22 protein-coding genes are annotated in these 21797 nt (G+C 38.5%); 10 read left to right on the top strand and 12 right to left on the bottom strand.

Annotated features, from left to right (window positions below):
* Positions 1-3: 3 nt before the first annotated feature.
* Both B9A18_RS10440 and B9A18_RS10435 read right to left on the bottom strand, forming a co-directional pair.
* Complete coding sequence (locus B9A18_RS10440; RefSeq protein WP_084289354.1) at positions 4-1839, bottom strand: UbiD family decarboxylase; 1836 nt, start codon at positions 1837-1839, stop codon at positions 4-6.
* A gap of 93 nt (positions 1840-1932) precedes the next feature.
* Positions 1933-2412 (bottom strand): Dps family protein, encoded by a 480-nt coding sequence (locus B9A18_RS10435; protein ID WP_084289234.1) that lies wholly within the window; start codon positions 2410-2412, stop codon positions 1933-1935.
* 245 nt (positions 2413-2657) lie between these two features.
* Between B9A18_RS10435 and B9A18_RS10430 the strand changes: the two genes are divergently transcribed.
* The gene (locus B9A18_RS10430) at positions 2658-3833 is read left to right on the top strand and encodes a septal ring lytic transglycosylase RlpA family protein (protein ID WP_084289233.1); all 1176 of its coding nucleotides are present in this window, start codon (positions 2658-2660) and stop codon (positions 3831-3833) included.
* Complete coding sequence (locus B9A18_RS10425) at positions 3823-4470, top strand: uridine kinase family protein (RefSeq protein ID WP_084289232.1); 648 nt, start codon at positions 3823-3825, stop codon at positions 4468-4470. The genes B9A18_RS10430 and B9A18_RS10425 overlap by 11 nt, the downstream gene beginning before the upstream one ends.
* Before the next feature lie 42 nt (positions 4471-4512).
* On the opposite strand, the gene B9A18_RS10420 is transcribed toward B9A18_RS10425, so the two are convergent.
* The 5 genes from B9A18_RS10420 to B9A18_RS10400 all read right to left on the bottom strand — a co-directional run bounded on the left by B9A18_RS10420 (position 4513) and on the right by B9A18_RS10400 (position 10048).
* Positions 4513-5169: a CoA transferase subunit B gene (locus B9A18_RS10420; RefSeq protein WP_084289231.1), complete on the bottom strand. Its 657-nt coding sequence runs from the start codon at positions 5167-5169 to the stop codon at positions 4513-4515.
* 17 nt (positions 5170-5186) lie between these two features.
* Positions 5187-5888 carry a CoA transferase subunit A gene (locus B9A18_RS10415; protein ID WP_084289230.1) on the bottom strand — a complete coding sequence of 234 codons (702 nt, stop codon included), beginning with the start codon at positions 5886-5888 and terminating at the stop codon, positions 5187-5189.
* 50 nt (positions 5889-5938) lie between these two features.
* The gene (locus B9A18_RS10410) at positions 5939-7042 is read right to left on the bottom strand and encodes a PQQ-dependent sugar dehydrogenase (RefSeq protein ID WP_084289229.1); all 1104 of its coding nucleotides are present in this window, start codon (positions 7040-7042) and stop codon (positions 5939-5941) included.
* Positions 7043-7112: 70 nt separating this feature from the next.
* Complete coding sequence (locus B9A18_RS10405) at positions 7113-9485, bottom strand: endonuclease MutS2 (protein ID WP_084289228.1); 2373 nt, start codon at positions 9483-9485, stop codon at positions 7113-7115.
* 2 nt (positions 9486-9487) lie between these two features.
* On the bottom strand, positions 9488-10048 hold the full coding sequence (locus B9A18_RS10400) for a DUF4296 domain-containing protein (protein ID WP_159452626.1): 561 nt from the start codon (positions 10046-10048) through the stop codon (positions 9488-9490).
* Between the two features lie 72 nt (positions 10049-10120).
* Here B9A18_RS10400 and B9A18_RS10395 point away from each other — a divergent pair, with 72 nt between their 5' ends.
* The 5 genes from B9A18_RS10395 to B9A18_RS10375 all read left to right on the top strand — a co-directional run bounded on the left by B9A18_RS10395 (position 10121) and on the right by B9A18_RS10375 (position 14653).
* Entirely contained in the window at positions 10121-10813 is a 693-nt protein-coding gene (locus B9A18_RS10395; RefSeq protein ID WP_084289226.1) for a YggS family pyridoxal phosphate-dependent enzyme, read from the top strand.
* A 6-nt stretch (positions 10814-10819) separates the two neighbouring features.
* Positions 10820-11284, top strand: a complete 465-nt coding sequence (locus B9A18_RS10390; RefSeq protein ID WP_084289225.1) for a GNAT family N-acetyltransferase — start codon at positions 10820-10822, stop codon at positions 11282-11284.
* 28 nt (positions 11285-11312) lie between these two features.
* Positions 11313-12116: a DUF3298 and DUF4163 domain-containing protein gene (locus B9A18_RS10385; protein WP_084289224.1), complete on the top strand. Its 804-nt coding sequence runs from the start codon at positions 11313-11315 to the stop codon at positions 12114-12116.
* A gap of 70 nt (positions 12117-12186) precedes the next feature.
* Positions 12187-13461 (top strand): aspartate kinase, encoded by a 1275-nt coding sequence (locus tag B9A18_RS10380; RefSeq protein ID WP_084289353.1) that lies wholly within the window; start codon positions 12187-12189, stop codon positions 13459-13461.
* A 7-nt stretch (positions 13462-13468) separates the two neighbouring features.
* A complete protein-coding gene (locus B9A18_RS10375) occupies positions 13469-14653 on the top strand; it encodes a THUMP-like domain-containing protein (protein ID WP_084289223.1) in 1185 nt (394 codons plus the stop codon).
* A 155-nt stretch (positions 14654-14808) separates the two neighbouring features.
* On the opposite strand, the gene B9A18_RS10370 is transcribed toward B9A18_RS10375, so the two are convergent.
* From B9A18_RS10370 to B9A18_RS10355, 4 genes are all read right to left on the bottom strand, one after another.
* Positions 14809-15444, bottom strand: a complete 636-nt coding sequence (locus B9A18_RS10370) for a peroxiredoxin (RefSeq protein WP_084289222.1) — start codon at positions 15442-15444, stop codon at positions 14809-14811.
* Between the two features lie 73 nt (positions 15445-15517).
* On the bottom strand, positions 15518-16462 hold the full coding sequence (locus tag B9A18_RS10365) for a DUF72 domain-containing protein (protein ID WP_084289221.1): 945 nt from the start codon (positions 16460-16462) through the stop codon (positions 15518-15520).
* Between the two features lie 76 nt (positions 16463-16538).
* The gene (locus B9A18_RS10360; protein WP_084289220.1) at positions 16539-17627 is read right to left on the bottom strand and encodes a S1C family serine protease; all 1089 of its coding nucleotides are present in this window, start codon (positions 17625-17627) and stop codon (positions 16539-16541) included.
* Positions 17628-17633: 6 nt separating this feature from the next.
* Positions 17634-18200, bottom strand: coding sequence for an RNA polymerase sigma factor (locus tag B9A18_RS10355; protein ID WP_084289219.1), 567 nt, complete (start codon positions 18198-18200; stop codon positions 17634-17636).
* A 374-nt stretch (positions 18201-18574) separates the two neighbouring features.
* On the opposite strand from B9A18_RS10355, the gene B9A18_RS10350 reads away from it, so the two are divergent.
* The 3 genes from B9A18_RS10350 (at position 18575) to B9A18_RS10340 (ending at position 20912) form a co-directional block, all read left to right on the top strand.
* Positions 18575-18787 (top strand): hypothetical protein, encoded by a 213-nt coding sequence (locus tag B9A18_RS10350; protein WP_084289218.1) that lies wholly within the window; start codon positions 18575-18577, stop codon positions 18785-18787.
* A 137-nt stretch (positions 18788-18924) separates the two neighbouring features.
* Positions 18925-20271 (top strand): adenylosuccinate lyase, encoded by a 1347-nt coding sequence (purB, locus tag B9A18_RS10345; protein ID WP_084289217.1) that lies wholly within the window; start codon positions 18925-18927, stop codon positions 20269-20271.
* Positions 20272-20360: 89 nt separating this feature from the next.
* Positions 20361-20912 carry a NifU family protein gene (locus tag B9A18_RS10340; protein ID WP_084289216.1) on the top strand — a complete coding sequence of 184 codons (552 nt, stop codon included), beginning with the start codon at positions 20361-20363 and terminating at the stop codon, positions 20910-20912.
* 106 nt (positions 20913-21018) lie between these two features.
* Here the strand turns inward: B9A18_RS10340 and B9A18_RS10335 are convergent, their stop codons facing one another.
* Positions 21019-21765, bottom strand: a complete 747-nt coding sequence (locus tag B9A18_RS10335) for a toxin-antitoxin system YwqK family antitoxin (protein WP_235005289.1) — start codon at positions 21763-21765, stop codon at positions 21019-21021.
* Positions 21766-21797 lie beyond the last annotated feature (32 nt).

Here is a 21797-nt window from a genome sequence, read left to right as displayed (position 1 = left end):
ACGCTAAATAATACCGTGTAAAGAGGCACCTTTCCCGCCAAACCTTTCAATAGCTCTTTCTACGTTTTCGTCTTTAATCAGTTCCGGAGCATGATGCGGCTTTTTACGGGCATCAATAATAACGGGACCTGTACAGCCCCAATGTTTATTACTGATAAAGCTTCCTATACCATGTATATCTGAAGCCGGATTACTTCTTGTAAAGGTAATCCAAACCAGGTTATTGATATTGGCAGCGGTAAACTCATGATCATCACATAATACGATTAATGCTAAACCATCCAGTTGCTGATCTTTTAAATGTTGGTTTAATAAAACCATCTCCTGCTCTGCATGAGCTGCATCAAGATAACGATTACCTTTTAAGGCCAATACACCAGGAATTGCCATCTGATAATGACCAAATGGCTCCGGCAACTGGAATCCTTTAGGCAATTCGCCTGATAATATTCGTTTCTGAATCCCGGCAGCAGCAAAAACAACCTTCGAGCCGCTGTTTAACCCGTCGCCACTATAATCCAGTGTATCTATGGTCGTATGTGTATGGAAATGTAAGTCGGTACGGAAATCCATTCTTGAAAGCACATGCTGCATAAAGCCCGATAGATCATGCGTATCCAGATGTTCATCATCCTCTCTTGCTGCGATAAACAGGTACTTAGCCAGACTAAGCTGATTTTTCCCTAGTATATGGTTAGCAATGGTTAATATTTCTTGTGGCTTGCGCTCATTTAAATAAGGCGTATACCGTTCACTTCCAATAGCAAACAGCAAAGGATGTACACCGGCAGCATCAACAGCATTTACTTCTTTTAAGCCATGAATTTCTTTAGGCAAGGCTGACCCTGCAATTTCATGGATCAATGCTCCAAAGCTGGTATCTTCCTGTGGCGGTCGGCCCACCACGGTAAATGACCATATTGCATCTTTGCGGTGGTAAACATTATGCACCTTCATTAAAGGAAAAGGATGGGTAAGGCTATAATAACCCAGGTGATCGCCAAAAGGACCTTCCGGTTTGTTTTCTTGCGGGTAAACGGTACCTGTGATGATAAAATCTGCATCTGCAGAGATACAGAACCCTTCTTCATCATAAAAATAGCGAAACCGTCGGTTACCCAGGGCACCAGCGAATGTCATTTCTGATAAGCCTTCGGGTAGCGGCATAACCGCAGCAAGCGGATGTGAAGGAGGTCCGCCTACAAATATGCTCACTTTTAAAGGTTGTCCCTTAGCATTGGCTTTAGACTGGTGTACCCCTATCCCTCTGTGAATCTGATAATGGAGCCCGATTTCTTTGTTTAGTTCGTAATCATTACCTGCAAGCTGGATGCGATACATACCCAGGTTAGCATTTAATACTCCAGGTTTGTCGATATCTTCGGTATATACCTGCGGCATGGTAATGAATGGTCCCCCATCCATTGGCCAGTTTACAATCTGCGGCAGTTCACTTATGGTAGTTTTACTAAATACCGACTTAAAAAAGCTTTGTTTTAAAGGCAGTGCAGTAAGTGCTGTGAAACCTATGCCCGGTATTTTTAATGGATTTTTTAATGCTTTAACAGGATCAGAACGCAGGTTTACCAGTTGTTCTACTTTAGGTAGGCTATCTCTGAACATGAACTTAGAACGTTCCAATGTTCCAAAGAGGTTAGATACTGCCGGGAACTTACTTCCCTTTACTTTCTCGAAATAGAGTGCCGGGCCATTTTGCTCATAAACACGCAAATGAATGGCAGCCATTTCAAGGTATGGATCAACTTCTTCTTTTATCCGAATCAAATGGCCGTGTTTTTCTAAATCGGCAACGCAATCTGCTAAACTTTTATATCCCATCGGTTCAAAGATATTAAAGAAAGGTATAAAAGACGACAAATTAAAAAAGGGGATGTCTTTTGAACATCCCCTTTTCATTCTTACCATACCTTACTATTTCTTGCCACAAAATGAGCGTAGCATCCAGGTGTTTTTCTCTTTGAACTGCATAAAGTTGTTGACCATATCATTGGTACCATCATCATTTGCTTCAACAGTAGCGTTGAGCAGTTCGCGTTCTAATTCAATCAGCTTAGCCATATCGCTCAGAATAGCTTCTACCATATCCAGGTCTTTCATACCTATAGTATTGACTTCCTGAATAGTCGATTCTTTAATATAATCAGCAAAACGGCTATGGGGTGGTTTACCCAATGTTAACACGCGTTCTGCAATCTCATCTATAGTAAGTTGTGCATTGGTATATAATTCTTCAAACTTGAGGTGTAGTGTAAAGAAATTCTGACCTTTAATATTCCAGTGACAACCCCTTAATTTCTGATAGTGGATATGATAATTTGCCAGGTAATCATTTAACATATCAACTACCGGTTTTACGCTTTTTTCTTTTAAACTGATTTCTTTTGCATCCATTATATTTAAATTAGTTTTTCATTAATATATGATTTGCCTTTTATCGGTGATGAAGCCTTCCTAGAGATGATGGTTTCATTCCCAATAGCAGGATTGTTGAAACTATAACAGATGACTAAAAGAATGGTTTGCTCAAATATTAGGAAAGGGGGCAATACAGTACAAAAATGAACGTTTAATATTCGAATTCGGCACGTTATTTATATTATTCGTATAATTGCCCTTTAAATTTTACAAAGATTTTAATGCATAAACATTATATAGTATCCGTATTTGCTCTGCTTCTTAACCTGTCTGCCGCAAGCGCTATTACCAGGGATTCAATAGGAGTTGAGAACTACAAAGGAAAGAAACTTATTATCCATCAGGTTGTTGCTAAAGACACCTATTACTCTATCGGCAGACGTTACAATGTTGTCCCAAAAGACATTATGAGCTTTAATGACAACAAGTTCCTGCAGATTGGTGTCATCCTTAAAGTACCTACGAACCTACCATTTATAGCTCCTGCAGCTACAACTACGGCTAATCGCAAGAACCAGCCAGCTGTTGCTGCTCCGGCTACTACAGATGGCGAGTTGGCTGAGCACATTGTACAGAAAAAAGAAAATCTGAATATGCTTGCTGAAAGGTATGGCACAACGGTGAATGAGATCAAAAGGGTAAACAACATGAATTCTGTTAATCTTAGCATTGGACAGGTGTTGAAAATGCCGGGAAAACCTGCTGAACAACCGGCTCAGAATCAGCAACAGGCTCAGGTGCCAGCTGTACAGCCAAAAGCGGAAGAAACTGTTGTAAAAACACAGATTCCTCCTGAAAACAGGTATAAAAAATCAGAAAAGCCCGCTAAGAAAAAAGACGCGGTTGACGCTAAACCCGAAGAATTTCTTGAGCACAAGGTAGCTTCTAATGAGACCATGTATTCTATAGCAACAACCTATAAAATGACCATGGATCAGTTGAAGGCAAAAAATAACCTTACAGACAATAGTTTACGTGTAGGCCAGAAATTATTAATCAGGGGGCAGTACCCGGCAAAAAATGCGGCCACTACCTCTGAAACAAATACAGACACTTTAAATTCTATCAAAGATCCTTCGTTAAGGTTACCTGCAAGCAGATATGGCTTGAACCAAATGGATGAAAAAGGTACCGGCATATGGATTGCTGATGCGGATCTTGATCCTTCAAAAATGTTGGTGTTACACCGTTCGGCCCCAATAGGAACAGTAATGAAAATTACTAATCCTATGACCAATAGGTCGACCTTTGCCAAGGTCGTTGGCAAATTCACAGAGAATGAGTCGACAAAAGATGTTATCATTGTAATGACAAAAGCTGTTGCTGATGCACTTGGTGCTTTAGATAAAAGATTTTATTGCAATTTAACATACGGCGGACAAGACAATGAACAATAAGCCTTTCATTATAGGTATTGCCGGAGGCAGCGGCTCTGGCAAGACTTTTTTTTTAAACTCTTTTTTACATCATTTTAAAAATGATGAGGTGACACTGGTTTCGCAGGATGATTATTATTTCCCTGCGGGAGAGATGACACAGGAAGAGAATAAATTATACAATTTCGACCTACCCTCTACTATTGATGATCAACAGTTTCTGTTTGACATCAAAAAGCTGATTAGCGGTGAGGTTATCTATAAAAAGGAATACAATTTTAACAATCCACTTGCGGTAACAAAAATCCTTGAAATCAACCCTGCTCCCATCGTCATTGTTGAGGGGCTTTTTATCATTCACTTCAATGAGATTGCATCACTGCTGGATCACAGGATCTTTGTAGAAGCAGAAGAAACTGTCGCCTTAAAACGTCGTATAAAACGTGATGGCATGGAACGTGGCTATCCTGAGGATGATGTGTTGTACAAATGGCACAATCATGTGGTACCGGCTTACAAAGAATTTTTACTTCCTTACAAGGAATCATGTGACACGATCGTTATCAATAATAACGATACGCCTGAAGACATTATCAGGATTACAGAAGAGATCTCTGTAGATTTAAAAGAAAAATATTGCAGGAACAAGCAGTTATAAAAACAAAAAAGGAGCCTTTAATCGGCTCCTTTTTTGTTTGACTTAAAATATCATTTCCGGTACATTATCCTCTGCAAACAGCTTCCCTAGGGTGGCTTGTCTGATGAAATCAACGCTTACACCTGGTGCGCGCTCAATTAATTTAAAGCCTCCTTCAGGCAACACATCCAGTACAGCAAGTTCAGTTACAATTTTCTTGATGCAATTTACCCCTGTTAGCGGTAAGGTGCATTTAGGCAACAACTTACTTTCGCCAGCTTTGTTTACGTGTTGCATGGCTACAATGATATTTTTTGCCGAGGCAACCAAATCCATTGCTCCGCCCATGCCTTTAACCATTTTACCAGGTATCTTCCAGTTGGCTATGTCGCCATTTTCTGATACTTCCATTGCTCCAAGAATGGTCAGGTCTATTTTCTGACTTCTGATCATCCCAAAGCTCAATGCAGAATCGAAGATTGACGATCCCGGTAAAGTAGTAATGGTTTGTTTTCCGGCGTTAATTAAGTCGGCATCCTCTTCTCCTTCGAAAGGGAATGGGCCCATGCCCAGCAGTCCATTTTCAGACTGTAGCACTACATTTATTCCTTCAGGGATATAATTGGCTACCAATGTTGGAATACCAATCCCTAAGTTCACATAATATCCGTCACGTATTTCTCTTGCGATGCGCTGCGCAATTCCATTTTTATCCAGCATATAAATATTTTATAGGATTATCCTCTAGTTCTGACTGTACGTTGTTCAATTCTTTTCTCGTAATCTGCTCCCTGAAAAACACGGTGAACAAACACGCCTGGGGTGTGGATCTGATCAGGATCAAGCGCTCCTGCTTCAACCAGTTCTTCTACTTCAGCAATGGTAATTTTACCGGCCATAGCCATCACGGGATTAAAATTACGGCTGGTAGAGCGATAAATTAAATTGCCTGCGGTATCACCTTTCCAGGCCTTTACAATAGCAAAATCCGCATCAAAAGCATATTCCATCAGGTAGTCTTTACCGTTAAAGTTTCTTACTTCTTTGCCTTCTGCTACTTCGGTACCTACACCTGCTGGTGTAAAGATTGCCGGCATTCCATATCCAGCTGCCATACATCTTGTAGCTAGTGTGCCCTGAGGGATCAGCTCAACTTCAAGTTCGCCGCTTAACAGCTGACGCTCAAATTCAGCATTTTCGCCAACATAGGAAGAGATCATCTTTTTTACCTGACGCTGTTGAAGCATCAGTCCGATTCCAAAATCATCTACCCCTGCATTGTTAGAAATACAGGTTAATTCTTTAACTCCCTTTTTTACCAGTGCAGTGATACAGTTTTCGGGGATGCCACATAAACCGAATCCACCAAGCATTAAAACACTGCCGTCCTGAATATCTTTTATAGCTTCCTCTGCACCTGAAACAACTTTATTGATCATATCATTTGATTTTGGTGCTAAATTATACTATATCTAGCGTACCAACCAACTTATTTAGCAATTTCTATGATCTTATCGACACTACCATTACTGCTACCAATGTATATTTTACCATCGGGCGACTGACAGATGGACCTTAGGCGCCCAAATTCACTAACAAAAAAATCTTTACTACCCAGTATTCTATCCCCGGATTCACTCAATTTCAACTGGGTAAGCCTCGATCCTTTTAAGCTAAGCAATAACAATGAGTTTTTAAACTGCGGAATAAAATCGGAATTGTAATAGCTAAGTCCACATGTAGCGATAGTGGGTGTCCAGGCCATTAGTGGCTCTGCAACATTATTTGCGGCACAAAAGACCTGTTCAGCACTCTTATCACAAAAGCCTTCAACAATAGGCCAGCCGTAGTTCCGGGCTTTTATAATAAGGTTCACTTCGTCATCATTATTAGGTCCATGTTCGGAAGCATATAGCTTATCACCTACAGCCACCAGTCCTTGGGGATTACGATGTCCATATGTCCATATTCTGTTACCGGGTAAAGGGTTGTCTGCCGGAACTGTCCCATCCATATTTACGCGCAATATTTTACCTGATAAGGAGGCGGTGTTTTGCGCATTATCGGCAACATTTGCATCTCCGGTTGTAATCAGCAGCTTCTGGTCTGCTGTTATCAACAACCTTGATCCATTGTGAATGGATGAGGCAGGGATCAGGTCGATAATGGTTACAGGACTGTTTAAAGTTCCTCCTGAATAATTATACCTGACTACTTTCTCTTTATATCCGGAGGGAGCGGTATAATTGTAAACGATGTATACCCAGGGATTGTTGGTAAATTGAGGATTGATGGCCATTCCCAGCAGTCCACCTTCCCCATTTGATACCACGTCGGGTACATTAAGCAGCAGCGTAATAGCGCCTGTCTGCGGATTTACACGACTGATTTTACCACCTCGTTCGGTAATCCACAATTGCTGATCCGGTCCGTAAACCATTTCCCATACGTGCGAAAGCCCCGTAAGGAGTACCCGTGTTTTTAACTCCAAATCGGGGAGTTGCACTTCCTGCTTATCGCCTGGAAGCCTATTCTTTTTACAGGCATAAAAAGCGAACAGCAATGCAAAAAAACTTATAGCAAGCGTTTTCATGATTGTGTATATATAGTGACCAAAACAGATTAGCCTATAATTATAACACCCTCATTCTAAATATGTTTACTTAATTAAAATAAACATAGGTAATGCCATCTCCTCCCCTGTCGGCATGCTCATCTTCCACCCTGTTTACCTGACTGTATTTTTTAAGGTATTGCCGGATTAGTTTTCTCAATATACCATCACCTTTACCATGAATAAGTTTAACAACGGGAAAACCAAGCATAATCGATTTGTCTAAATACTTCTCAACTTCATGGAGTGCATTTTCGGCACGCATCCCTCTTAGATCGAGTTCTGCATTAAAACTGCTTATCGCTTCGGAAATGCTGCCACTGTAAGAGCTACTCTGAGCCACTTTCTTAGCCTGCTTATTGCTAATCTTTTGTACCCTATTTTTCTTTACAACAGAGCGTAAATCGCCCAATGCCAACACCAGGTTATCTCTGTTAATTTCTAAAACCTGGCCCATAGTTTCACTATTGTTCAGCTGCACCCAGTCGCCCACCACAATTGGCGTATTTAAAGGTTGTACTACTTCCGGTTTCTTCTCTTCCTTTACCTGATTTTGCACCAGCACCTTCTGCAGATTTTGTCGCAATTCTTTAGTAACTAACTTATCAGCTTGTTTCTCTTTAATCTCGGCAATGGTATTCTCTACCAGCTTATTGGCATTCTTGATGATTGATTGTGCTTCGAGCTTCGCTTCTTTGATCAGCTGCTTTCTGTTCTCTTCCAGGAACAGCTGCAACTTCTCATTCTCTGCAACCAGATTTTTAACCTTGTTTTGCTGGTTAGATAAATGAAGCTTGGTATCATAGATCTGTTTTTTCTCACGTTCCAGATCTACCAGCAAACTATCTATCCTGTTCTGATTGGTTCCGGTTTTTGCTCTTGCCAGTTCCAGTACTTCCTTTTGCAAACCAATGTTCTGCGCAATTTCAAAGGCGTAAGAACTTCCGGGTTTACCAATTTCCAGCACATACATAGGCTTCATCTTACCATTATCAAATAGCATTGAAGCATTTTCCAATCCAGGTGTATTACCGGCAAACAGCTTTAAATTAGAGTAGTGGGTAGTGATTACCCCTCTTACTTTTTTATTGTTCAGCACTTCCAGTACGGCTTCGGCCATAGGACCACCAAATTGCGGATCGGTACCTGTACCAAACTCGTCAATCAGCACCAGAGATTTTGGCGTAGCATGAGCTACGAAATACCTCATTTTAGTTAAGTGGGCACTGTAAGTACTTAAATCACTCTCTATAGACTGATCGTCACCGATATCAGCAAAGATATTGTCGAATATCCCTACTTCACTTGATTCGTGAACAGGGATGAGCAAACCTGATTGTACCATGATTTGTAATAGCCCCACGGTTTTCATGCAGACAGATTTACCGCCGGCATTGGGACCGGAAACCAATACAATCCTTAAGTCATCATTGATGTGAATATTTAATGGTACAACAGTCTTTTTATCTTCTTTAAAAGAAAGATAAAGCAAGGGATGCGTTGCATTAACCAACCTGGTTTTAGCCTCTTTAATCAGTATAGGCATATCAGCCTCTACATCTATCGCAAATAAAGCTTTAGCTCTTACAAAATCCAGTTTGGTAAGGAAACCATGGTAGGATAATAGTAGTGGCGTATATGGCCTCAGGTCGTTAGTAAGCGCGATCAATATTCTGATGATCTCTCTTCTTTTATCGAACTCCAGATCGCGCAGCTTATTATTCAGCGTGAATACCTCTTCAGGCTCAATGTATACCGTTTGTCCACTAGCCGATTCATCATGAATGAACCCTCTTAGTTTTCTTTTATTCTCGGCCAGTACCGGAATACACATCCGGCCATCACGTATGGTTAAACTTCCATCGGCTACCCAGTTGTTACCAACTGCCTGCTTATAGATCGAATCCATACGCTTGCGCACATCCTGCTCTGTTTTGGCGATATCACCAATAATATTTTGCAGTTCAGGTGAGGCATTAGGCTTGATTTTACCCTTTGGATCGAGTACTGTTTCTATCTTTTTAAGGATGTTCTTTTCAACAGGTAAGTGCTCAAACAGCGCCTCCAGATTGGGATATACTTCCTTACGCTCATCAAAAAACCGAAGTACTGAAAATACGGTTTGCAATGAGGCGTACATCTGGTGTAGTTCATCCTCTACCAGATAAGTACCTTCTACCCTGATCTTTTCGGCCAGGGTTTTAATGTCAAAAAATGTACTGATTTGTAAAGGCTCCTGGTTTTCGAGGATACTTTTAAACTCATAGGTTTGCCTTAAAAACTTATTGATCTGGTCGAATTTGGTCATCACCTGCATCTTCCCAACCATTTGCTCGCCCATAGGGCTCAGACAGTGTTTATATATAAGTTGCTTAACCTCATTAAACCCCAAACGCTCCAAACAATTCTCCGGATATAACATACTTATTTTAAATCTTTCAGACCTTTATAGTCCATTTTTAATCTGATCACGTCAATTTTCTTTTTCACTGTATCTTTTAACTGAGCAGTATCTTTCAAATTGACCTTTTTTAATTTCGTGGTATCTTTTAGCAGAAAGTTAGCCCAAAAGGTTGAATCAGCAGTTCTGGTTGAATCTCTGACAAATTTCATCCTTATCTTCATGATTTCCTTTGCATTGACAGTAGAATCAGCCTTTGTAATTGCGTTTTTTTCTTTTGTCAATTCGCCGGTTACTTTTACATAAATATCGTTCAACACTTTTGGCTCTTCCTGATAATACTTCATGCTTCGGGCATACAGTGCCGAATCAATGTCATACTTTTTATAGATCCCCTTGTAATAACTTGCTGCCATTGTCTTAATAGAATCCGGATGCCCTGCCATTCCCAGGTAGCTATCCGCAACATGAATATCGTGTAATACTTTAGCCATCTCATCGGGCTGAATAAGATCTTTGGGTACCCCCGGTTTACATCCCGAAATAGAAAAAAAGATTAGTACGATATATAGAAAATTCTTCATTATGCTTGAAAACATCATTATTTCTTAGACAAAGTTCGCTAAGGTTGTTATTTTTACCAAAAATACTGATAAATGAGTATAGCAGATAACTTATTAAAATATAAAAGCGAATTAGATCCGATATCCGTTAAATTAATTGCGGTATCTAAATACCAGGAAGCAGATGCAGTTTTAGAAGCTTACAATGCCGGACAAAGGGTATTTGGCGAAAACATTGTACAGGAACTGGTTGATAAACAAGCGAAACTACCTCAAGATATAGAATGGCACCTGATTGGACATTTACAAACCAATAAGGTAAAATACATTGCTCCTTTCATTAGTCTGATCCAATCTGTAGACAGCTTAAAATTATTGGCAGAGATTAATAAACAGGCTGCTAAAAACAAGCGGATAATTGATTGCTTACTGCAGATTTACATAGCAGATGAAGACACCAAGTTTGGCCTGGGCTTTGATGAAGCTGTAGAGTTGCTTCGTTCTGATGAATTTGCGGCTATGCAAAATGTACGCATTGTAGGTGTAATGGGTATAGCGAGTAACAACGCTTTGGAGAAACAAACCAAAGATGAGTTTAACGAGTTAAAAGTGCTTTTTGACGGCATAAAAGTAAGTTTCTTTAGAAAAGCAGATTACTTTAAAGAAGTATCGATGGGCATGTCGGGCGATTACAAACTGGCTATTGAAGAAGGCAGCACCATGGTACGCATTGGTAGCAGTATTTTTGGAAAAAGGAAGATTAAACATTACAAAGAGGAGTTATAAATTAGAATGAGCATAATTATAAGGGCAGCTGTAAAAGAAGATTGTGTGCGGTTACTGGAGCTCGTAAACGAGCTGGCTGTTTATGAAAAAGCACCCGAAGAGGTTACCGTTACGCTGGAAGAATTTATTGATGCCGGTTTTGGTGAGCATAAAGTATGGAATGCCTTCGTAGTTGAAGTGGACGGATTTATTGCTGGCTTTGCGATTTATTATACCCGCTACTCTACCTGGAAAGGCTGTCGTTTATATCTGGAAGATTTTATAGTGACGGAAGCATACAGAGGCCGCGGTATTGGCAAGCTACTTTTTGAAAGCATCATTAAAGAAGCAAAAGACAAAGGCTTTAACGGAATGAACTGGCAAGTGCTGGACTGGAATGAACCGGCTATTAATTTTTATAATAAATACAGTGCGCAATTGGAAGCAGGTTGGTTAAACGCTTCGTTTTCAAAAGAGCAAATCAACAAATAAAAGCAGTTAAAACCATAAAAAAAACGCTATGAAGAAACTCGCCCTATTTTTGATATCTATTAGTTTTATAGCGTGTCAAAATGAAAAAAAATCTGTGAACACTGTGGATAGCACCAGCTTGGCAGTCGACACTGAACTGTCTTTTAAATACGACTCGGTAAAGGTGTATAGTAAATTCCCTATCGTAGTTGAAAAGGTCTCCGATACTTCGAAAGCTGTAATCTCCTATCCGGTGTTTGCAGATGAAAAAATAAACCAATTCATCCAGCAGAAAGTATTAAAAGCAGGCAATGAAGGTGAGAATTACACTTCATACCTTGATTTCGCAAATTCGTTTATTAAAAACTTTGATGATTTCAGCAAAGAAAATAAGGGATATGGACAAACCTGGTTCATGAACGGGAAAGTTGAAGTGGTAGCTCAACAACCTCATTACTTATCTTTATTATTCACTTTTGTGAATTATGAAGGTGGCGCCCACCCTAACAGTTCTTTTGTTTATCTGAACTATGATCCGGTAAACCATCAGGAGATCATTTTGGATTCGCTGCTTAACCCGGGCTCCATGACAAAGCTGACGGCTGTTGCTGAAAATATCTTCAGAAAAAATGAGAAGCTTGCTCCGGGAGTAAGTTTGAAAGACAATTATTTCTTTGAAAACGACAAATTCAGTTTAAATCAGAATTTCAGCGTCACTAAAGAAGGGATCAAATTCCTTTATAATCCATATGAAATTAAGGCTTATGCCTACGGCATAACGGAATTACTTATTCCTTTTACAGCGCTAAAGGACATTGCAAAACCAAATGGCTTACTAAATCCTGTTAATTAAAAATATATACTAATGAAACCATGATGTGTGGGCACAAACCAAAATGAATGAATTAAACAAATTATCACCAATGAAAATATACAAGTTTGGGGGGGCATCAGTTAAGGATGCAGATGGAGTAAGAAACGTATCTTCAATTATAAACCGTCATAAAGGTAATCAGTTGCTCATTGTTGTTTCGGCGATGGGAAAAATTACAAATAAACTGGAAGACCTTACCACAGCTTATTTAAATGGCCAGGATGATGTACATCAGATATTTGATGAAATAAAAGGATATCATTTTAATATTTTGAATGAGCTTTTTACCGATCATAATCACCCAATATTTAACGATGTAGCGAATACTTTCGTAGAAATCGACTGGCTGATTGAGGAAGAGCCAAACGATTCACATGATTACATTTACGATCAGATTGTTTCTATTGGTGAACTCGTCTCGTCGAAAATACTTGCGGCTTGGTTGGGTACTTTACGCGAGAATGTAAAATGGCTGGATGCACGTAATTTCATCCACACGGATAATACCTATCGTGAAGGACTGGTAAACTGGGAAAAAACAGAAGCCGATATACAAAAAACGCTGGCCCCGCTTTTAGCTAAAAATATTGCTGTAACTCAAGGTTTTATTGGCAACACCAGTGAAAACTTCACCACTACGCTTGGTCGCGAAGGTTCCGATTACTCGGCAGCCATATTTTCGGCCTGCTTAAATGCACAATCCGTTACCATATGGAAAGATGTTCCAGGGGTTTTAAATGCCGATCCGAAGTGGTTTGATGAAACGGAAAGGATTCCTCAGTTATCTTATCACGATGCCATCGAACTGGCTTATTATGGTGCTACGGTTATCCATCCTAAAACCATTAAGCCTATACAGAATAAGAATATTCCTTTATATGTACGCTCCTTCGTTAATCCTAACGCGCCAGGTACCGACATCACAGATTTAAAAGATCACCTGCCCATTCCTTCCTTTATTTTCAAGGTAAATCAGGTATTGCTGTCGATATTTCCTAAAGATTTTTCTTTCATCATAGAGGAAAACCTGAGCGATATTTTCAGCCTGTTTCATGAGCACCGGATTAAAATCAATACGATGCTCAACTCGGCCATCAGCTTTTCGATCAGCTTTGACTACAATGAAAAAAAGCTTCAAAAACTAATAGCCGACTTGTCTAAACACTATAAAATAAAATACAATACCGACGTTGAACTCGTTACCATAAGGTATTACAACCAGGAAACGATAGACCGCGTAACGGTGAATAAAAACATCCTGCTGGAGGTGAAAAGTAGAAATACTTGCCAGATTGTAATGAGGGATAAAAAACCAACTGAATAAAAAGCCATTGAACAAGCATATTTTAGATCAATCCGTACAGGAATTCATCAGCCATCATTTAAACGATGATGTGCATAAAATTGCTATGTCTAAAAGTCCGTTTAAAGAAGTTGAGTCCAGGGAGCTTGCCAATCAGATTGCAGCGAAAAACAAATCTGCCAGAAAGCTCCCTGAATGGTACAATCATTCCTGTATATACTACCCTCCTTTGCTGTCTATTGAGCAATGCTCCTCTGAAACTACCGCTGCTTATAAAGCAAAGCTTCCAATAGGAAACAGCTTAATTGACCTAACTGGGGGATTCGGAGTAGATAGTCACTATTTTGCGAAGGTTGTTAGTTCGGTAGTTCATTGCGAGATAAACCCCGAGTTATCCGAAATAGCAGCTCACAATGCCGGAATTTTAGGGCAAAATAACATTGAGTTCTTAGCTACAGATGGCATCGAATATTTAAAAAATACCACAGCTAAATTCGATACGATTTACATTGACCCGGCCAGGAGAAGTACTTCCGGGAAGGTATTTATGTTGAAAGACTGTACACCAAATGTGGTGGAGCATCTGGACTTGCTATTAGAAAAATCTTCACGGATAATTATTAAAACGGCTCCTCTTTTAGACCTCACTGCGGGTTTAAAGGAGCTGAAGTATGTATCTGAGATCCATATTGTGAGTGTTAAAAACGAGTGTAAGGAGTTACTTTGGGTTATAGATAAAGTTGAAGGACTAAATGTTAAAATAACCTCCGTCACCTTAAATGAAACTGAAAAGCATTTTAGCTTTTATAAAGGTGATGAGGAAACCCGAGAAACACATATCCTGGCAGAAACACCTTCCGGCTATCTCTATGAGCCTGACACAGCCTTATTAAAAGGCGGCGCTTTTAATCTGATCGGCCTAACCTATGGCTTAGAAAAGCTACATCTGCATACGCAACTTTACACCAGTGAAATTATAAACAGTAAATTTCCGGGAAGGATTTTTAGAATAAACAGGGTAATCAGCTCCGGGGAATTAAAGAAGGAGAAGCAGCTTATTGGTAACGTTATTGTCCGCAATTACAGAGATAAGGCAGAAAACCTGGTCAAAAAATATAAAATAAAACCCGACAACCATCGGTTTCTCATTTTTACGGAAAGCAAAAAGGATGGGTACATCGTAATTGATGCGACTATTGAGCAACATTATTAGCAAAAAATACCTACAAATGGGTATTTTTCGAAAAACAATAAGTAAATATCTTTACAAATCACTCGCTAAGACATTCTAACTAAATCATTGCTCCAAAAAGAAAGGCTGTACTTTTTTGTACAGCCTTCTTTTGTTAAACTTACGCAACGAACATATTACTTATTCGGCTGAGGAGTCATTCTCAAATATGGTTTAATGACTTTATGTCCTTTGGGAAACTTAGCCGGGATATCTTCAGTTTTAATGCTGTTCATTACAACTACGTCTTCTCCATCTTCCCAGTCAGCTGGTGTAGCCACGCTGTAATTAGCAGTAAGCTGCAGCGAATCGATTACCCTCAGCACTTCATTAAAATTACGTCCTGTAGAGGCTGGATAAGTCAGCATCAGTTTCACTTTCTTATCAGGTGATATAATGAACAAAGAACGTACAGTTAAGGTCTCAGATGCATTTGGATGAATCATATCATACAGATCAGCAATCTTTTTATCTTCATCTGCAATAATCGGAAAATCAACTTCAGTATTCTGGGTTTCGTTGATGTCTTTAATCCAACCTTTATGAGATTCAGCCGAATCAACGCTTAGCGCTAAGACTTTAACATTTCTCTTTTCAAATTCAGACTTTAATGCTGAGGTACGTCCTAACTCAGTAGTACATACCGGCGTATAATCAGCGGGATGGGAAAATAAAACACCCCAACTATCTCCTAAGTACTCATAGAAATCAATATCGCCGATAGAAGTTTGTGCCTTAAAATTGGGAGCGGTGTCCCCTATTCTTAAACTCATAATTTTATATATTTAGGTGTACATAATTACAATTACAAGGTAAATAATAATGTCTACAAATTGAGTATACTATCTAAAATAATTCTCTCTGTTTTGTAATTTCTTTAGGATCATTTATAAATTTAATGGGAGCTATTCCGGCGTTGAAATGTTTATTGAATTGCTGAATGGTATAATCAGCCAAAATCGGTGTATCTTTTTCATCATGCTGATGCAGAAAGAAATAAACGCTTTTCAACCCATGATCTAACCATGATTTCATTCTTGTTACCCAGTCATCTATCCTTGCAAAATCAGATGCCTGATGTTCCTGGCCATTACCCACGAAGCGGATAAAGATTTCCGGGATGGTTAACTCCATATGCAGGCAATCTCTCCTGCCACTCGCATCAGTAATCACGGCACCTTTTTTTAGTCTGGCTAACATCTCGAAAAGCTTTGTACGCGCAGTGTCATCCGAAAACCAGTCTTCATGTCTCACTTCTACAAACAACTCCAAATCTACGGGCAGATGTTTAAGGTAGTTTTCAAGGACATCAATGTTCTTTGGTCCGAAATTATCGCCCAACTGCAAAAAACAAGGGCCTAAAAACTTACCAAACTCATGTATGCTTGCCAGATACAGATCTGTAGGCACCTCCGCATCTTTTAACCTTTTAATGTGACTGATTGTTCTGGAGAATTTAGGACAAAACACAAAATTGCTATTGGCGTTTTCCTCTGCCTTCAACCTCCATTTACGGATTAGTTCAGCATTCGGGATACTGTAAAAAACAGCATTCAGCTCTATGGAGTTAAAGTGCTTTACGTATTCATCCAGAAAATCAGCTTCTTTGGTCTTTGGTGGATAAATCATATTTAACCATTCCTTCCGTCCCCATTTGGCGCAACCTATATAAAATGAAGGATCTTTAACCGGTTTATGCCCTTCAAGCGTTAGCGCAGTCTGTTTTCCATCTGCCGGTATTGTAAAATCAACAGATGCAAGTTCATTCGCTGGTACCTTTCCAAAATCCATATTGAAAGTTTTATATAAAAAGAAACCCCGAAACTAGTGATTTAGTTTCGGGGTTTCAATACTATTTATGGAACTACTATTTATAAACCTTGATCATAAATACATAATCCTTTATTTTATTCACCTGTTTAGACTTGCTTAAGCCTTGCAATGAATTTCTTTTGCTGAAGACTACTTTCTTACCTAATGAATCATTAGGAATAGAGTTTAGCGCTTCCTGAATGTATTTAGATTTAACAGCGAATGTAGCACCATCAACCTGGTTCTGTTTTGCACTGATTACGCCTATGATATTACCGTCTTCATCTAATAAAGGGCCCCCACTGTTTCCTGGATTAACCGGAATAGAAACCTGATATTGTGTAGTATCACCATTATAACCTGTCTTAGAGCTCACATACCCCTCACCATATACTGCATCGTCCTTAGGAAAACCAAGCGTATATACCGATTCGCTCATACCAATTGGATTTTGTTTTAATCTGTATGGCAGACTAGATAAAGGTGAGAATGATTCATCTACAATTTTCAGAATGGCCAAATCGTATTGAGAGTCTTTACGTTTTACAACTGCTTTAAATGAATTGCCTTTACTGTCCTGCACATATACAGAATCTGCGCCATCCACTACATGTAAATTAGTTAGGATATAGCCATTAGCGGTTAAGGCAAAGCCTGTACCGCCAAAATTAGCAGGCTTTAAATTTTTCGTTACGTTATCAGAGTTTATTTTTCTAATCAGGCTGCTTTGCGAATTTTTAATTCTTGCAAGCTCTCTGCTCACCAGTTCAACGCTTCCGCTTTGCTGGGTAGTTTGTTGTATAGAATACAGGGTTACTACTGTTAGCAGAATAAATGAGGCGGCAACAGCCACTGCAGCTTTATTTTTACGCCATAAATTCACAATAAACGAAGGGTGTGGGCCAACCTCTTTACTTAATGCAGCAACATCAATCTGCCCATGCATCTGGTCCATTTTACTTTTCAGATCAGCCTTTAAAGCGTAATCGTTTAATGATTCCAGGAAAAATTTGTGAGCAACAACCTTATGATCAACAGCCGGGTCATTTAAACGCAATTGTTCAAATTTCTTCAATTCTTCATCACTAAGTTTACCATTCAGATAATCTTCAATAATACCTTCTAATTCTATCTCGTTCCTCATATCAATTTAAGATTGAAAAAATAACTTTTTTAACCTTTGAAGGCACTTGTACTTCTGTGTTTTGGCATTGTCCGCATTGGTATAGCCAAACTTTTCACAGATATCCTGCATTGAAAGGTTATTTATATAATAATCCTGAATAATAGTCTTACATGGTTCCCCCAGATGAGTCAGAGCTGACTGCATTTTTTCAAATTGCTGATCTTTCTCTTCGTGCTGTTCAACATCCACTTCAACCGCCATTACATCTTCAAAGTCCGAAACGTTATTTGATTTTTTGCTTTGCTGTGCAAGCTTCTTTAACCAAATTCTTCTGCAAACTGAATATATATACGTTTTTAGTTTACTGCTTAGTTCAAAATTACCACTTTTAATTTTATTGTATAAAACAATGATTCCTTCCTGATACACATCTTTTGCATCATCCTCATCACCGTTATTATTCAATATAAATTGTAATATCATCGGAAAATACCCCGTGTACAATTTATTTAGTGCTTTTTCTGAGTTATTTAAGATGCCTAAAACAACCTCTCTATCTTCTGGAACTGAACTGCTTAACTTATTACTCACCAATTAATACCTTTATACGTGAATGGTAACCCAATGTTAGCTAAAAAAAATATTTTTTCTGCTATTATCTCTTAACGCATGTATTAACAAGGAACGTACCTAAAATGAAAAAGAATCTATCCGACTCATTATAACCCATTATCGAACATTATTAAAATAAAAAGAAAATAAATTTGAAAACAATAAATAAATGATGATATATTTGCGGCTCGGAATTAGGACCTGAAAAACTTATCCGATTGTAAATCAGTAAAATAACACTAAAAAGAATTTTTATTTAAATAATTTTACTTTTTTTTGAAATCACTGGGTTACCTTTTAAACTTTCAGGTATTAATCAATAAAATTAATTAATTATTTAAAATAGAATTACAATGAAAAACGCATTTAAATTTGGCTTTTTAGCTTTAGCAATCTCTTTATCAGTAGCAGCTTGTCAATCATCTGAAAAAACTGGCGAATCTACAGATACTACAGTTGTTGATTCAACTACAACTGTAACTACTGTTGATACTACAGTTACTGATTCAGCTGTAAAAGACACTACAGTTAAAACTACTACTGAGACTACAGCTCCAGCTCACTAAGCTAAGTTGATCTTATAAAAAAGGCTTTGGTAATTCCAAAGCCTTTTTTTATTGCCCAAAAATTCAATTTCAGCCAGTCATAATTCATAAAAACGGCTAATAATGTTACCTTTGCGTTTGCAAAAACAGTTACATTCATGAATTTATCTCCACTTCAAGCTATTTCACCGGTTGATGGGCGTTATAGAAATACAACCCAAAACCTTTCTAAATATTTTTCAGAGTCTGCATTAATTAAATACAGAGTCTATGTAGAAATTGAATACTTCATTTCATTATGTGAGGCCGGATTACCTGGACTAGATCAGTTTGACAAAGCAAACTATCCAAAACTCCGTTTGATTCATGAGCAATTCAACGATGAACACGCACAGGAGGTTAAAGACACAGAAAAAGTAACCAACCATGATGTAAAAGCTGTTGAGTATTTTATAAAAAAGCAATTTGACCTGCTGGGCCTGGAAAGCTTTAAAGAATTTATCCATTTTGGCTTAACTTCACAGGACATCAACAATACCGCTATTCCTTTTACATTTAAGCTAGCCTTAAATGAAGTTTACTATCCAAACATCCAACAACTAATTGGAAAAATAAAAGAGTTAGCAAATGAATGGAAAGATGTGCCTTTATTGGCGCACACGCATGGTCAACCTGCCTCTCCTACTAAACTAGGTAAAGAGTTCCTGGTATTCGCTGAGCGTTTGGAAATTCAATTGAACAACCTTAAAAACATTCCGAATAGCGCAAAATTTGGTGGAGCAACAGGAAATTTCAATGCGCACCATATTGCTTATCCGAACATTGATTGGGTTAATTTCTCTAATCGCTTTGTAAACGAAGCTTTAGGCTTAACCCGTGCGCAACACACTACCCAAATTGAACACTACGATCAGTTTGCAGCGCAATGTGATGCATTAAAACGCATCAACAACATCATTATCGATCTGGATAGAGACATCTGGGCTTACATCTCTAAAAACTACTTCAAACAAAAAATAAAAGAAGGAGAAGTAGGATCGTCGGCTATGCCACATAAGGTTAATCCTATTGATTTTGAAAATGCAGAAGGTAATGCAGGTATTGCCAATGCTTTATTTGAATTCTTTGCTGCTAAATTGCCTATTTCACGCTTACAAAGAGACTTAACAGACTCTACAGTATTAAGAAACGTAGGCGTACCAATGGCGCATACAGTGATTGCTATGGCATCGACTTTGAAAGGTCTGAATAAGATCCTATTGAACAATGAGGCGATTGCTGCTGACCTGGAAAACAACTGGGCAGTGGTAGCGGAAGCCATCCAAACCGTTTTAAGAAGAGAAGCTTACCCGAATCCATACGAAGCTTTAAAAGACCTTACACGTACCAACCAGAAAATCACAGCTACTACTATGGCTGATTTTATTGATGGTTTAAATGTAAATGAGCAAATTAAGGTGGAATTGAAAAAAATCACTCCATTTAATTACACTGGAGTATTCTAATACTGTTTTAAGATTTAATGACCTAAAACAGACACCTGCGAAGGGAATTGAAGCAATGAATTATTTATTTTTGTATAAAAATTAAGACAATGACGATCAACGTATATACAGAACAAACACCAAACCCTGCTACAATGAAGTTCATGGTCAATAAATTATTGATCAATGGCAGCGAAGATTTTGCGACTAAAGAAAGTGCAGAGCACTCTCCTTTTGCAAAGGAACTGTTTAAATTCAACTTTGTAAATGGTGTATTCTTTGCAAGTAATTTTGTAACAATAACCAAAACTGAGGATGCGGAATGGCCAGATATCGAGCCTATCCTGAAAGAGTTTGTTAAAGGTGCAGTTGAATCAGAATACAAAATCAAAGAAGATGCTTCAGCAGAAGCTCCTGCATTCGAAGGAACTGAACTGGAGATTAAAATACAGCAGATCCTGCATGACTATGTTCGTCCTGCGGTTGAACAGGATGGTGGAGCAATCAGCTACAAATCATTTGATGAAGGTGTAGTAACTGTAGAACTTAGAGGTTCTTGCAGCGGCTGTCCATCTTCTACAATTACACTTAAATCAGGAATTCAGAACTTATTACAACGTATGGTTCCTGAAGTAAAAGAAGTAGTATCGGAAGCTTTGTAAAAAAGCCCGTTCATTCTGGATTATAAAAAAAACAGGCTTGATAAAAATCAAGCCTGTTTTTTTTATAATCACTTTTACGATCCTGGCTTTTAACAGCATAAATGCACTACTTTTTAGTCGAATTTTGTTGATTTTTTTCAAAATCAGCTTTGCTCACTTTTTCTCCCAATAGATAATAATGCTCGAAAACTACTGTACCGTCCGGCCTGTACATGTGTGCAACACCATGTTTTTCGCCATTATCGTACATAAAATCCATGTTTTTTACCCCATTTGAATACATAGTATGCAAACCATGACGCTTATTGTCTTTGAAATTAGACTCAAGCATAACTTTTCCATTATTGGCATAAGTCTTATAAAGACCACTTTGCATACCATTTTCATAATAACTTTCTGTAGTTATCTGTTCTCCGGTATAGGTAAAAGACCCACCGTGCTTTTTACCGTCTTTATAGGTCGCCTTATTAGTTAGCTTGCCATTACTATACATTTCACTTATACCATCTTGCTTCCCATCCTTGTATTCCTGACGAAGCCACATATGACCTTCACTATCATAGTTTTCCTTTAAACCGTTACGTACTCCTTTTTTGTAATAGAGCTTACATTCCATATTTCCGGCATTCGAATACCAAAAAGCCTCTCCGTTTATCAATCCATTTTTAATGGTATACAACGCGAAACCGCCTTCATCAAAAGGAATTTTATACTTTCCCTGCAATGCTTTTCCGTTAAGGCTTAATACCATTTCTGTGCTGTCTGAGGAGTAGGTTTTTACCAGGTGTTTCCATTGAATTTCTTCAGGCAATTGCGCATAGAGCGATATTGACACCAAGCTCATCATTAACATAAAGACAAATTTAAAGGCGGATTGACGCAATT

Source organism: Pedobacter nyackensis (genome assembly GCF_900176505.1).
GTDB lineage: Bacteria > Bacteroidota > Bacteroidia > Sphingobacteriales > Sphingobacteriaceae > Pedobacter > Pedobacter nyackensis.
Note: the sequence above shows the minus strand (reverse complement) of the source record. Positions and strands in the feature narration are given on the sequence as shown.